13 protein-coding genes are annotated in these 13,923 nt (G+C 71.6%); 4 read left to right on the top strand and 9 right to left on the bottom strand.

The features are described from left to right. The 7 genes from AC51EU_RS18665 to AC51EU_RS18635 all read right to left on the bottom strand — a co-directional run. Positions 1 to 1,311 (bottom strand): MFS transporter (locus AC51EU_RS18665; protein WP_496268126.1); only part of this gene is annotated, 1,311 nt, incomplete at its 3' end. A gap of 400 nt (positions 1,312 to 1,711) precedes the next feature. Beyond that, entirely contained in the window at positions 1,712 to 3,289 is a 1,578-nt protein-coding gene (locus AC51EU_RS18660; protein WP_496268125.1) for an MFS transporter, read from the bottom strand. A 7-nt stretch (positions 3,290 to 3,296) separates the two neighbouring features. Continuing rightward, positions 3,297 to 4,628 carry an ATP-grasp domain-containing protein gene (locus AC51EU_RS18655; protein ID WP_496268124.1) on the bottom strand — a complete coding sequence of 444 codons (1,332 nt, stop codon included), beginning with the start codon at positions 4,626 to 4,628 and terminating at the stop codon, positions 3,297 to 3,299. A gap of 28 nt (positions 4,629 to 4,656) precedes the next feature. Beyond that, entirely contained in the window at positions 4,657 to 5,433 is a 777-nt protein-coding gene (locus tag AC51EU_RS18650) for a creatininase family protein (RefSeq protein ID WP_496268123.1), read from the bottom strand. Then, positions 5,415 to 6,380, bottom strand: coding sequence for a dihydroorotate dehydrogenase (locus tag AC51EU_RS18645; protein WP_496268122.1), 966 nt, complete (start codon positions 6,378 to 6,380; stop codon positions 5,415 to 5,417). Before AC51EU_RS18645 ends, AC51EU_RS18650 begins: the two co-directional genes overlap by 19 nt. After that, positions 6,377 to 6,907, bottom strand: coding sequence for a hypothetical protein (locus AC51EU_RS18640; RefSeq protein WP_496268121.1), 531 nt, complete (start codon positions 6,905 to 6,907; stop codon positions 6,377 to 6,379). The genes AC51EU_RS18645 and AC51EU_RS18640 overlap by 4 nt, the downstream gene beginning before the upstream one ends. An 86-nt stretch (positions 6,908 to 6,993) precedes the next feature. Next, positions 6,994 to 7,380, bottom strand: a complete 387-nt coding sequence (locus AC51EU_RS18635) for an ectoine synthase (RefSeq protein ID WP_496268120.1) — start codon at positions 7,378 to 7,380, stop codon at positions 6,994 to 6,996. Positions 7,381 to 8,379: 999 nt separating this feature from the next. On the opposite strand from AC51EU_RS18635, the gene AC51EU_RS18630 reads away from it, so the two are divergent. Then, positions 8,380 to 8,727: an SH3 domain-containing protein gene (locus AC51EU_RS18630; RefSeq protein ID WP_496268119.1), complete on the top strand. Its 348-nt coding sequence runs from the start codon at positions 8,380 to 8,382 to the stop codon at positions 8,725 to 8,727. Positions 8,728 to 8,900: 173 nt separating this feature from the next. On the opposite strand, the gene ypfJ is transcribed toward AC51EU_RS18630, so the two are convergent. Then, positions 8,901 to 9,779, bottom strand: coding sequence for a KPN_02809 family neutral zinc metallopeptidase (ypfJ, locus tag AC51EU_RS18625; protein ID WP_496268118.1), 879 nt, complete (start codon positions 9,777 to 9,779; stop codon positions 8,901 to 8,903). A gap of 332 nt (positions 9,780 to 10,111) precedes the next feature. On the opposite strand from ypfJ, the gene AC51EU_RS18620 reads away from it, so the two are divergent. Beyond that, a complete protein-coding gene (locus AC51EU_RS18620) occupies positions 10,112 to 11,182 on the top strand; it encodes an alpha/beta hydrolase (RefSeq protein WP_496268117.1) in 1,071 nt (356 codons plus the stop codon). Then, positions 11,175 to 12,461: an acyltransferase family protein gene (locus tag AC51EU_RS18615; RefSeq protein WP_496268116.1), complete on the top strand. Its 1,287-nt coding sequence runs from the start codon at positions 11,175 to 11,177 to the stop codon at positions 12,459 to 12,461. The genes AC51EU_RS18620 and AC51EU_RS18615 overlap by 8 nt, the downstream gene beginning before the upstream one ends. Before the next feature lie 38 nt (positions 12,462 to 12,499). On the opposite strand, the gene AC51EU_RS18610 is transcribed toward AC51EU_RS18615, so the two are convergent. After that, on the bottom strand, positions 12,500 to 13,144 hold the full coding sequence (locus tag AC51EU_RS18610; RefSeq protein WP_496268115.1) for a helix-turn-helix domain-containing protein: 645 nt from the start codon (positions 13,142 to 13,144) through the stop codon (positions 12,500 to 12,502). A gap of 71 nt (positions 13,145 to 13,215) precedes the next feature. Between AC51EU_RS18610 and AC51EU_RS18605 the strand changes: the two genes are divergently transcribed. Continuing rightward, a partial coding sequence (locus AC51EU_RS18605) for an IclR family transcriptional regulator (protein ID WP_496268114.1) occupies positions 13,216 to 13,923 on the top strand: 708 nt, incomplete at its 3' end.

The raw sequence follows: 13,923 nt of genomic DNA, 5'->3' as shown, positions 1-13,923 counted from the left end.
GAGGTCACGCCCCCGGGTCTCCCGCAGGACGGCGGCGGTCACGGTGGTGACCAGCGCAGCGCCGCACAGGTACAGGGCGATCGGCGTTCCGGACCCGTACTCCCTGAGCAGCGCGACGGCGATGATCGGGGCGAGCGCCCCGGCGACGATGGACGCGAGCTGGGAGCCCACCGACGCGCCGGAGTAGCGGACCTTGGTGTCGAACATCTCCGAGACGAACGCGGCCTGCGGCCCGTACATCGCGCCGTGCAGCAGCAGACCGACGGTGACCGCCAGCGTGATCACGGCGAACGACCCCGTGTCGGCGAGCGCGAAGAACGCGAACGCCCACAGCGCCGTGCCCACAGCGCCGATCAGCGTGACGGGCCTGCGGCCCAGCCGGTCGGAAAGGGCGCCCCACAGCGGAATGGTGACGAAGTGGACGGCCGAGCCGATCAGCACGGCGTTGAGGGCGGTGCCCTTCGGCAGTTCCAGACGCGTGGTGACGTACACCAGGATGAACGAGGTGAGGACGTAGTACGCGATGTTCTCGCCGAAGCGGATACCGACCGCCCCCAGCACCTCCCGCCAGCTCCTGCGGAACACCTCCACGACCGGCGCCCTGTCCTTGACGCCCCGCGCCTCGGCCGCCTCCGCCGTGGCTCTGGCCGCGAGGAACACCGGCGACTCCGCGACCGACACACGGATCCACAACCCGATGACGACCAGAACGCCGGAGAGCAGGAACGGGACCCGCCAGCCCCACGCGAGGAACGCCTCCTCCGACTGGACGGCGGCGAGCAGCGCCAGCACCCCCGTCGCCAGGAGGTTCCCGCCGGGCGCCCCGGCCTGCGGCCACGAGGCCCAGAACCCGCGGTGCCGCGCCCCACCGTGCTCGGAGACGATCAGCACCGCCCCGCCCCACTCACCACCCAGCGCAAACCCCTGCACCAGACGCAGCACGGTCAACAGGACCGGCGCACCGATACCGAGGGTCCCGTAGGTGGGCAGCAACCCCATGGCGAACGTCGATCCGCCCATCATCAGCAGACTGACCACCAGCAGCTTCTTGCGCCCCGCCCGGTCACCGAAGTGCCCGAAGACCACCGCGCCCAGCGGCCGCGCCGCGAACCCGATGGCATAGGTGACGAACGCGATCAGCGTCCCCGCCAGCGGATCACCGGCCGGGAAGAACAAGGTGTGGAACACCAGCGCGGCCGCCGACCCGTAGAGGAAGAAGTCGTACCACTCCACGGTGGTGCCGATCAGACTGGCGGCGACGACACGGGCGATACCGCCGGACGTCGGGGGAGCGGAAGCGGGGGCGGCCATGGGCACCACTTTCGGACAGCGCACGGAGGCGTTTCGGTGTTGCCACACGGTAGAAACGTGCAGATCAGGGGGGTATGGTGCCGGTCTCCACAGTTATGGGGGCAAGGTATGTGCGCGATCGCCATGAGTGGTGGCTGCCGGGACGCGTGAAGGCCGCCCAAGAGCGTGCATCCGTTGCCGCGACGGCTGTGCTGTTCGAGGCGTGTGGTGATGCGGTGCCGGCTCCTGCGCTGACCTGGTGCTGACTTACGCGGCGTCGGACAACCGGCCCGGCGAAGGGGCCGTCCAGGACACGTACCGCACGGGCTCCGCTGCCCGGCCGGACCGGTTCTGGCCCCTCCGGCCAGCGCCGACCCGACCGTCCAGCAGGGGCCCCTCCGTCACGCCGCGCGGGCTCCGCTCAGCCCTCCCGGTGTGCCGACGCCTGCTCCACCGCCGGCTCCTCCGAGGACGACCGCGGTCCGGAGGCGGACGAGGCGCCGTTGCGCAGGGCCACGACGGTGCCCACGGCGACAGCGGTGACGATCGCGGCCGCCACGACGGCGGTGATGCGGTAGCCCGCGGTGAAGGCGTCCCGCGCCGCGGAGACGACCGCACGGGCGGCGGGAGCGGGCAGGTGGTCCGCCGCGGACACGGCCTCGCCGATGGAGTCCGACGCCGTGGCGGGGACATCGGTGCCCGCTGCGGGAGGCAGGGTGAAGTTCCGCGCGTACAGGCCGGCCATGAGGCTGCCCAGCAGCGCGATGCCGAGTCCGGCGCCGACCTCGTAGGAAACGGACTCGATGGAGGCGGCGGCGCCCGCCTGCTCGGGCGGCGCGCCCGTCATGATCGCGTCGGAGGCGACGGTCTGGACGGCTCCGTGTCCGGCACCGATGAGGATCAGGGAAACCGTCAGGAGCACGGAGCTGTGCCGCCCCGCGGACGCGAAGACTCCGACGTAGCCGCAGGCGGCGACGGCCAGTCCGGCGGGGATGACCAGGCGCAGCCCGTGGCGGGAGACCAGGAATCCGGCGAGCGGTCCGGCGGCGAACGTCGCCAGGGGCATCGGCAGCAGGAACAGGCCGGCCTCGCGCGGCGACATGCCCAGCACGAACTGGAGGTCCTGGGCGAGTTGCAGCTCGAAGCCGACGAGGACGAACACCGGCACGGTGGCCGCGATGGTGCCCGCGCGGAAGGACTTCTCGCGGAAGAGGGAGAGGTCCAGCATCGGCCGGGAGGAGGCGAGCTGGCGCCGGATGAACCACACCAGCGCCACCAGCCCCACCACGCCCGGTACGGTCGCCTCCCACCAGGGAGTGCCGCGATGGGTGACGGCCTTGACGGCGTAGACCAGACCGACACCCGCGAGGATGCCCAGGACCGGGGAGAGCGGCTCCCACGGTTCCTTCTCCTGCGCCGGCCGGTTGGCGAGCAGCGTCGAGACCAGCAGCGCGCACGCCGCGGCCAGCGGAACGTTGATGAGGAAGACCGCTCCCCACCAGAAGTGTTCCAGCAGCAGGCCGCCGGCCACCGGCCCCACCGCGGCGCCGCCCGCGGCGACCGCGCTCCACACGCCGATGGCGATGGCACGTTCCCGGTCGTCGTGGAACACCTGACGGATGATCGCCAGGGTGGCCGGGATGATCATGGAGGCGCCGGTGGCCAGGGCCGCCCGCGCGGCGATCAGGGCGATCGGGGAGAACGCCTCCGCGCACGCCAGGGACGAGACGGCGAAGACGGCGAGCCCGGTCAGCAGCAGCCGTTTGTGCCCGATGCGGTCGCCGAGCGGGCCGGTCACCAACACCAGCCCCACCATCATCAGCGGGTAGATGTCGGCGATCCACAGCACATGGCGTGCCGAGGCGCCCAGCGTTTCGGTGAGGGTGGGGACCGCCACGTTCAAGATGGTCGCGTCGGCCGCCACGGGCAGGAAGCAGCCCGCCACCACCGCCAGGATGAGCCAGCGGTTGCCCTTCGCCGTCGTCGTGCCTGTGTTCACGGATGAATCAACCTTGCTGAATGGTGTCGTGGACCTGTTGGGTCAGATCGTGGAATGCCGCCAGGGACGGCGCGTGGATCAGGCAGCTGAGCCGGCCCGTGTCGAGTCCGGTCAGCTCGCAGGGGACGACGCCGCGCTCGGACCGTCCGGGGGGACGGACCAACGGGCCCAGCCGGTGCAGGACATCGGCGAGCGTGGAGTCCTCGGGCAAACCATAGAAATCGTAGTTGCCGACGGTGTGATGACGCAGATAGTCGGGCCCCAGGAAACGCACCGCGAAGTCGTGCACATGGGTGGATCCCGTACGCCGCGCGTTGAGGTCCAGCAGGAACACCTCGCCGCCCCGGGCGACCGCGTCGATACCGAAGTGACCCCGGTAGCCGCGGCGCTGGAGTTCCTCCGCGACCGCCCGGCTGCCTTCGACGAACGGCGCGTACCACGCGGCCCCGCTCAGCGAACCGGAGGTGACATTGCCCCGCAGCCGGGTCGCGCCGTCGAAGAGCATCTCGCACACATGGGTGAGGACGGGCTCACCGGCCGGGTCCTCGGGCACGACGTACTCCACCGAGGGAAAGACGACGTCCTCGCCGTCGATGTACTCCTCGACGACGATGGTGTCGTTCCCGTAGAACGTGCTCTCCTCCAGGGCCCGGGCCACCGTGTCCTCGTCGTCACCGGGACGGAAGATCAGCAGGCCGACGCTGGCCTCGCCCTTGTCGGCCTTGACGATGCAGGGCGTACCGGTGCCGAGCAGGCGGACGACCGCGGCGCGGGCCTCGTCCCGGTCGGCGCAGTGCGTGCCCTGCGCCACCCGGCAGGACGGCCGGGCCAGTCCGGCCTCGGCGACCAGGGACCGCAGCCCGCTCTTGGTGTCGAGGTGGTCGCGCAGCTCCTGCTCCCGGCAGCTTTCCGGGAGTTCGGCGGTCACGCCGTACCTCTCGCGCAGCAGGTCGGCGAAGGCCCACAGGTCGGGCGTCGTGGTGTGGGGGATGAGCCGGAACCGGCGGCCGGGGCCGATGTGGTCCAGCAGGGCCGCCAGCAGCCGGTCGTCAGCCATGAGGTCGGCGAACAGCGAACCCGAGTCCGCCGCGGGACAGAGGTTGACCACGTCGGGCAGTCCCAGGAACTCCGTCTGCCAGGCCAGTTCGCGGATCGGCCGGGAGGTGACGAGGAGTTTGTGGTCGGGGCCCCAGAAGAGGGACTGGTCCTGCTGCGCGAAGCACTCCGCGAGGATCTCCTCGGCCGCGCCGGGGCTGCCGGCGCGTTCGGCGATACCGCGCAGGGTGTCCACGGCGTTGCAGACGACGACCGTGGGAAGGGCTGCTTCGGGCTCGTGCACGCCGTGCGCTCCTGTCGCTGTCGTGAGGTCAGGCACGCCGCACCCCGTATCCCGAACGCACCGTGTCGCGGACGCCGTCCACCACGTGCCAGAACAGCCGCTCGCCGAGTTCCGCGGAGGCGCCGGCGGTCGAGGAGAGGACACCCTGGTTCGACATCCGCGCGACGTCCAGGGGATGGACGTACACCCCGGCCCGGGGCGGTGTGTCGTGTCCGGGGCGCTCGGCGCGGACGGCCTCCGGTCGCAGATACATCATCAGGCTGGTCTCGGTGATGCCGGCGTGCTCCGCGTGCCATCCGGGGAATTCGGGGAGGTGTTCGGCGACCCAGCTGTCCTCCACCAGGCTCCACCAGCTGAACGCCAGGATCTCGGTGCCGGGGAACGTCTCGGCCGGCCGGCAGCCGTCGATCGCCTCGAACAGCAGGGCCTCGTTCTCGAAGTGCCCGTTGACGACGATCAGCCGGCCGGGCCGCAGCCGGGCCAGCGCGGTCAGGCAGTCCGCGACGGCGTGGATCATGGTGGTGCCGCGCAGGTACACGGTGCCCGGGAAGTGCAGTCCGCCGCCGCTCTGCGGCAGGGAACGCGCCGAGACGGGCAGGGCGGGCAGCAGGATGCCGTCCGTCGCGGCGGCGATCTCGGCCCCCATCGCCCGGGGGATGTCGAGGTCCACCGACAGCGGCAGATGCGGCCCGTGCTGTTCCAGCCCGCCGATCGGCCACACCAGGGTGGCGCCCTCCACGGCCTCGGCGACCTCGGAACTGGTCAGGTCGCCGTAGTGGCGTACGTTCAGCGCGCGTGGGCGCATGGCTCCTCCCCCCTGTCCAGGCCGCGGCCCACCAGCTCCCCGACGGAGGTGCGGTGGACGCGCAGCCATGCCTGTGTGCCGCGCCGGATGGCGTCGAAGGACTCGTGCATGTTCTTGTGCAGCGCGGTGTACACCTGGACGACGTCGGCACCCACACTGAGGTATTCGACGACGTCGCGGGCCTCCTGGACACCGCCGCAGCCCAGGATGGGCACCGTCACGCCGCTCTGGCGCAGGGCGTAGATCTCGGCGAGCACGAGGGGTTTGATGCCGGGGCCGGAGTAGCCGTAGACGCCGCCCAGTTCGACCTTTCCGGTGTCGGCGTCGACGGCCAGTCCGGCGATGGTGTCGCTCAGGGTGATCGCGTCGGCGCCGGCGCCGACCGCCGCCGTGACGCGCTCCCGGGTGCCTTCACCGGCCGCGAGTTTCACGCTGAACGGCAGCGGGGTCCGGGCGCGTACCGCCGAGGTGTAGGCGGCGACGCGTTCGGGGGTGTCCCCGAGGCCGCCCTCCTCGTTCATGCACGAGATGCCCAGTTCGAGGGCCCGGCAGCCGGTGTCGGTGACACGTTCGGCCAGGGCGCCGAGTTCCTCGGGGGTGTCGGCGTGCACGGAGGCGATCACGGGCAGGCCGTCGCGGGCGAAGCCGCGGAGCACCTCGCACCATTCCTCGACGCTCCGGTGCGAGTACATGGTGCTGTTGAGCATGCCGGTGGGCAGCCGGAACAGGCGCTCGTTCCCGGAGCGGGGCGGGGCCGGGTGAATCGTCTTGGTCACCACCGCACCCGCCCCGGCGGTCAGCAGCCGCCGGATGTTGCGTTCCTGGTCGGTGAGCAGTCCGGAACCGACCACGACCGGCGAGGAGAGGTCCAGACCGAGGACGGACGCCCGCGTCCGCGCGGCCCCGTCGCCGTCCGCTCCGGGGTCCGGCGTGGCGCAGGCCGTCACGAGGCGGCGCCGACGGCCGTGTGGACGTCCCGTGCCACGGACTCCAGCAGCTCCGCCGGGCTCTCGGCCACCTCGTGGACGTCGAACAGCGAGACGTCGGCGATGGCCGGCAGCCCGCGCAGCAGGTGGCTGGCGCTGGAGACCACGGGCTGCTGCGTCACCAGCTTGATGGGCTTGCGCAGCGCGGACGCCCAGCCCAGTTCGACATGGGTCCCGTCCGTCCGCAGCAGCGCGTCGTCCCGCACCGGTAACACCGGGACGAAGACGTCGCAGCGCTGCATCCAGTCGAAGTCACGGACCGAGACCTGACGGGGGGAGAACAGCGGGGTGTCGGCGCCGAACTTCTCGGCGACATGCGCCGAGAACACGGTGCCGTTGGCCTCCTTGACGGCCTCGATGATGCCGTGCAGGGCGCGCTGGAGCGGTGAATAGAAGCCGTCGGCCTCGATCGCGTACTGGATCGGTCCGCCGACGAAGACGTTGACGCCGGTGAGATCGACGGCTGCCTGTGCCTGAGACGTTGTCATGCCACTACCTCGTTCTCGGGTCGATGTGCTGGGATGCCGTGCCGGAATGCGGCCGCCGCCGGGGAAAGGGCGGCAGGAAACGCGGATCAGTAACTGGACGCCCCGGACTCCACCAGGTCGTGCCGCTCCGTCCCCTTCAAGGGGGGATTGAAGACACTGACCAGGACCAGGTCGCAGTCACGGCCGCCGCGCAGGTAGTGCTGGTCGTGTTTGTCGAGGACGTAGATATCACCGGGGCGGATCGGATAGACGTTTCCGTCCATGTCCTCGACCTCCCCCTCGCCCGCAATGCAGTAGCAGGCTTCCAAGTGATTGCGGTACTGGAGAAGGGAGGTGGTCCCGGCTTTCACCACCGTGTGGCACACGCTGTAGCCCATTCCGTCGTCATCGACGAGGAGCCGGTAGCTCCGGCCGTTTCCCCAGTCGACGTCGCGATCGGTCCCCATGACATCTTTGAGGCTTCGGACCTGCATCTTTTCTCCTTCAACGACAATGTTTCCGGAAGGCCGCACAAGAAGGCGGCAGAGGCATCGGGGTACGGGCCGGCGCCCACAGCGGGTACCGGCCGAAGAAGATGCCGGGTGCCGGAAAAGACAGAGGAAAGAATGAACTTGTGGCGTGGCGGCGCATCCTGTGCCGAGGCGGCCAGGAAGGGTTACCGCGAGGGCGGGAGGAAATTCCCGCCCGGGGTGAGTTACCCCTGGTCTCCCGCGCCGGGCGGGGTCGTCAGGGTCTTGGGGGCGGGCCCGCGCATTTCCCCGCGGACCGGCGGCACATGCAGACAGCTGGTATCCACGACGGCATTGCCCTCAAGCCCGGCAAGGCCCCCGCGCAACTCGTCCGCGATGCCCAGGTCTTTCGTCACCGCTCCAGCTCCCTGAACCTCGGAATGCCGACCAGACGCCCGATTCGGGCGACGACGGGCACAGTCAAACAAAGTGATCAACTCGCTGTCAACGCACGTTTGACGCCACACCACGTCTTGATCAAGCCGCCCGCATAATGGCCGACCATGCCCGGGGAGGCACCCCGTCAATCAGGCCACGGACTCCCTCTGCGGCGGCAAGGGAAAACACAATCCTTGACGAGTCTTTACCGGCCGCCATCTTCTCGATGCGAACTGTTTTCCCGGTGGTTGATTCCGTGCTTTCCGGCCAATCTTGGCCGGACGCAGCCGATCATTTCCGGCCGGTGATTTCCGGACCGCGAGGGGTGCGGGACGTCCCGCGCGCCGGGGCCGGTCGGTTACGGACACCGCTGGCGGAAAACGGTGCCTCTGGTTCCGTTCTGCCGCCGGCCGGTCGGGTGCGGAGCCGTGCGACGCGGGGAGAGGCGGGCGCGGAAACCGCGCCGCAGCACGGGCGTTTGGACCGGCCGGGCAGCGATGACCGGTTCCGGCCTTCTGCCGTGCTGCGGCGTTGAGTTGACTCGGTCCTCGTCACACCGTTGACCACCGGAGAGGAACCACCGGCATGGCACTGAGAAAGAAGCTGTCCGCCACGGTAGGCGTGGGGACCCTGGCCGCGGGGCTGCTGCTGGGCGGAGCCGCGGGCGCGGAGGCGGCCCCGGCCGGCCTCCCGTACGGGGTGACGGCCTACGAGGCCGTCAACATACGGGCCGACGCCAACACCTCGTCCGGCATCGTCGGCCACATGGCCGCCGGAGAAGTACGCGGAGCCTCCTGCTGGAAGCACGGCCAGACCATCACGGACCACGGCTACACCAACGACGTCTGGGTCCGCCTGGCCGAAGGCTACGTCAGCGCCGTCTACCTCAAGGGAGACCAGTACGGCGGCCTCCCCGCCTCGGCCCTCTGCTGACCCGCGGCACCCCGCGTCCGGGGCCGCGCCCCCAGTACACGGCCCCGGACTCGCACCACACGGCACCCGGGTCAACAGCAGCCCCGTGTGCCGGGAAGCTCCCGGTACGACGCCCCGTCGCGTGAGTGACCGACGGGGCCCGGACGGGGTCGCCGTCGCCCCGTCCCGCGCCCTCAGATGGCGCCGGAGAAGGTGTCGCACTGGGCGGCGGAGCCCGTGCTGTACCCGGTGGTGAACCACTTCACCCGCTGCTGCGAGCTGCCGTGCGTCCAGGCTTCCGGGTTGACGCGGCCTTGGGCGCGCTCCTGGATACGGTCGTCACCGACCGCCGCCGCGGCGTCGAGGGCCTCGCGGATGTCGTTGTCGGTGAACGGCTTCTTGTAGAAACCGGTGTCGACCGCGTTCTTGGCCCAGACCCCGGCGTAGCAGTCGGCCTGGAGCTCCAGCCGGACCGACGCGCTGTTGGCGCCCTGGCGGTCCCGGCCGACGCGGTTCATGGTGCCCAGCAGGTTCTGCACATGGTGGCCGTACTCGTGGGCGATCACATACGCCTGCGCGAACGGGCCGCCCTTGGCCCCGAAGCGCTGCTCCAGCTCGTCGAAGAACCCGAGGTCGAAGTAGGCATTGTGGTCGGCCGGGCAGTAGAACGGCCCCACGGCGGAGGTGGCCTCGCCGCAGCCCGTGTTCACATGGCCGGAGAACAGGTTGGTCCGGGCCTTGGTGTACGGCCGCTCGCCGCGCTCGGTGAAGGCGCCCTGCCAGTAGTGCTGGATGCTGTTGACGACGCCCACCACCCGGCACTTCTCCGACTGGTTGGCGTCACTGCCCTTGCGGCACTTCTCGGACAGGTCCGTTCCCTGCCGCGGCGCGGAGGACTGCGCACCGCCACCACCGCTGAACAGGCTGGCCGGGTTGACGCCGAGGAGCAGCGCCCCGACCAGGACGATGATGCCGAGGGCGCCGCCGCCGAGCATGAGTCCCCCTCCGGGGACACCGCTGCCGCGGTCCTCCACCTGAGAGGCATCGAGATCCACATCGTCGCGGAATTCCATCGGTCCTTCGTCTCCTGGGTCGGTGCTGCCCCCTATTGTGCCGTCACCTCGGGAAGGTGTGTTCCCGGCCATGGCCCGGCCCGGCGGTGCCCGGCCGCCGGCGCCCTCCCGCGGGATTCCGCGCGGTTCCTCGACCGCCGCTCGCGTCTCCGCGTCGCACCCTCACCTGAAAACGACCATCACGCCACAGAGCGCCCCGGGCGCCGCCGGTCACCCGCCGGACGACCGCACGCCCACACCACCGCGTGGGCGCTCGGGTGCGGATATCCGAACCCGTGATCCGGGAGGTGGCACGCTGGTTCCGGCCCGGTGGCGCGGCAGACGATGACGACATGTCGTCGAACAGTCACACGACCCTCACCGAGAGCGCGACCGGTGCCGGAAACCGTGTCAGGAAGCGGCGCGGCCCGCGCGCCGTCCGGATCGGGCACGGCATACGGGCGGTGCTCGTGGCCGGAAGCCTTGTCGTCGCTGTCACGGCCGGTGCGGCAACGGCCGTACCCGGTCTCCCCGCGGCGCCCGCGCTTCCCCCGCCCACCGCGGACAACCTCCCCCTCCGGTACGCGGCCCACCATGCGTACATCGCCGAGGCGGCGGAGGCCGCGCGCCGTATGGGCGACGACGCACGCGCCCGCGCGCTCGGGCGTCTCGGGTCCGGGGGAAGGAACTTCCTCGCGTTCGACGCCGAGGGCGACGGACAGGCCGTGGAGGTCCTCGGGGACCTGGCGCACGCGCGGCGCGTCGCCGTGCTGGTGCCCGGTTCGGACACCACCGTTGACACCTTCGACGACGCCGGCACCCCGTACGGCTCGGTGGGCGGCGGTGCCCGCGCGCTGTACGACGGGATGCGCGCCCTGGCGCCCGGCACACGGGTCGCCGTCGTCGCCTGGTACGGCTACCGGGCACCCCGTACGCAGAGCCGCGATGTGGTGACCGACGCGCGCGCGGCGGCGGGTGGTGTCCGGCTCCGTGCCCAACTGCGCGCCCTGCGGCGGGTCAACGCGTCCGCCGCGGTCACCCTCCTGTGTCATTCGTACGGTTCCGTGGTGTGCGCGGACGCGGTGCGCGGGCCGGCCGGTCGGGCGTGGCCGCGGCCCGCGGGGGTGGTGGTGTTCGGCAGCCCCGGTCTCGGTGTCGGATCGGCCGCCGAACTCGGCGCGGACATACCCGTCTGGGCGGGCCGGGGGAGCCGGGACGGGATAGCCGAGGTGCCCCACACCCGCATCGGACTGTTCGGCGGCACCGTGGGTTTCGGTGCCGACCCGGTGTCCCCGGGGTTCGGTGCCACGGCCCTTCCCACGGGCGCGGCCGACCACAGTTCGTATCTGCGGCCCGGTGGTCTCTCCCTGCGCAACATCGCCCTCGTCGCCCTGGGGCGCGGCGCGGAGGTGCGCCATGGCTGAGGCTCGGCCCCACCCGGAAGTCCGGCCCGCCTCCCCGGCCGCGCCGAGCGGACCCCGCGGGACGGCCCTCACCGACCGCCTGCACCTGCTGGCCCTGCGGATCGACGCGAGGACCCCGGCCTCCCGGGACCGTGCGCTCGACGTCCTGCGGGCGTTCGCCGTGCTCGGGGTGGTGATCGGCCACTGGCTGGTGACCGCCGTCGTCCTGCGCGCGGGCGGCCACCTGGCGGGCGACAGCCCGCTGCGCCACCTGCCGGCCCTCACCCCGCTGACCTGGCTGTTCCAGACGCTCGCCGTCTTCTTCTTCGTCGGGGGCCAGGTCGGCGCCAGGAGTTACGCCGCGGCGAGGGGACGCGGCGAGCGTTACCGCGGCTGGCTCGCGCGGCGCCTGCGGCATCTGCTGGGACCGACGGCGGCCCTCGTGGTGACCTGGTCGCTGGTGCTGCTGGGGCTCGTCGCGGCGGGCGTGGCCGCCGAGACGATCCGGACCCTTCTGAAACTGGCGCTGTCCCCGCTCTGGTTCCTGGGGGTGTACCTCCTGCTCACGGCGGCCACCCCGCTGATACGCCGGTGCCCGGCCCGCTGCGCGGCCGCCGCCTTCCTCCTGGTCGCTGCCCTCGACGTCGCCCAGGGGCTGTCGGACGGCTCGGGATGGGCCGACACCCTGCGTGCGTGGAACGTCCCGGCCGGCTGGCTGGTGCCCTACGCGCTGGGCGTGCTCCGGGCGGGCGGCGGCCCGGTCCGTCCCCGGTGCGCCGCCGGCATGCTCGTCGGCGGCGCGACCGGGGTGGCGGCCCTGGTGGTGTGGGGCGGTTACCCGGCGAGCATGGTCGGCGTCCCCGGGGCCGGTCCGTCCAACCTCGACCCGCCGAGCCTCGCGGCGGTCTGCTTCGGGCTGGCCCAGTGCGGTGCCGGGCTGCTGCTGTACGGCCCGCTGGGCCGGCTCGTCGGACGGCGACGGGAACGGCCGGCCCCGGGCCCCCGGCGGACGCGACGCGGCTCACCCCGTGCGACGCCCCGTCAGTTGTGCTGGGCGGCGGTGGCACTGCTCAATCTCTCGGCCCTGACGGTGTTCCTGTGGCACCAGACGGCCCTGCTCGCCACCACCGTGATCTCCCTCGGCCTGGGGCAGCGCCTCTTCGGCCTGCACACGGTGCCGGACACCCTGCTCTGGCTGCCGGCCCGCCTCGCCTGGCTCCCCGTCTTCGCGGGCGCGCTGGCCGTGTGCTGGAGGACGTTCCGCGACCTGGAGTCCGCCTCCCGGCGCCGGCCGGGATGACGCCGCGGCCACCGGGCGCACCACGGCGGGCGGCGCGCTCACTCACCCTTGGCGCGGCTCGGGCCGACCTGCCGTACCTGGGGGATGGTGGTGACCATGTGCGCGACGACGCGTTCGCTGAGGCAGACGTGCCGGTAGGGGATGTCGCCGGGGAAGCGGACGAAATCGCCGGCGGCGAGGTCGACGGGCTCGGTGAGCGGTCCGGTGCGCAGCTTGCCGGTGACGACGTAGAGGTGGTGCAGGGTTCCGGCGGCCTGTGGTGGGAGTGGCTGGGGGGCCGTGGAGCCGCGTTCGAGGCGCAGGACGAGGGTGCGGACGTAACCGGAGCCGTAGGTCTCGTCCAGGACGCGTTCGCTGCCGTGCGCCGCCCGCAGCCATTCGCCGTCGGCCTGCCGCTGTACGTAGACGGGTGTGCCCCATTCGGTCAGGAGCCGGCGCGCGGGGACGTCCAGGGCGGCTCCCAGGAGGGACAGGGTCTCCACGGTCGGGTTGCCCGATCCCTGCTCGATCTTCGACAGCGTCTGCTTGGACAGGCCGGAGCGGCGGGCGAGTTCGCCGAGCGACATGGCCCTCTCCAGCCGGAAGCGGCGGACGTTGCGGGCGACGAGCTCGTTCTCATGGGCCAAGGTGTCACTTTTAATGGTCACCCCGTCATTGTTGACGGACGCCTGCGCAGTTCGCATGCTTGTACCGTAAAGTTTGACAAAAGGTTCACTGAAAGTGACGCCGCTGCTGCAAGCCGAGGTGAGACACGATGACCGCCACCCTCGTCGGTCCCGAGCGTGACGACCGGGCCGCTGTCGACAAGGCCATCAGCCTCCTCGTCGCACTGGGCGACAGGACGAACGGCGGGGCAGGGGTGAGCGAACTGGCCCGCCGGGCGCGGCTGAGCAAGTCCACCGCGCACCGGGTCCTCGGCATGCTGGAGCGCAACGGCGTCGTCGAACGTGTCGGCACCGGCTACCGGCTCGGAGAGCGCCTGCACCACCTCGGACGCGCCGTCTACGCACCCGACGCCGAACACGTCCGCGACTTCCTGCTGCCCTACCTCGCCGACCTGTACGAGGCGACCCGCGAGACCGTGCACCTGGCGGTGCTGCACGACACGTCCGTCGTCTACCTGGCCAAGCTCTACGGACACCGCAGCGCGTCCGTGCCCTCACGCATCGGGGGCCGGCTGCCCGCCCACGCCACGGCGGTCGGAAAGGTGCTGCTGGCCTACGACTCCCGGGCGGCCGAGCGCGCCATGGACGGAGCCCTGGGCCGGTTCACGGATCGGACGGTCTGCCGGGCGGACGAACTGGCCGCCGAACTGGACGCGATCCGCCGCACCGGCGTGGCCTTCGACGACGAGGAGTACCAGCCGGGCCTGGTCTGCACGGCCGCCCCCGTCCTGAGCAGGGGAGGCGTCGCCATCGCGGCGCTGTCGGTGGCGGGCCGCCGGGGGTCGGTGTGCAGACCA

It is taken from the genome of Candidatus Streptomyces philanthi (assembly GCF_059553635.1).
Note: the sequence above shows the minus strand (reverse complement) of the source record. Positions and strands in the feature narration are given on the sequence as shown.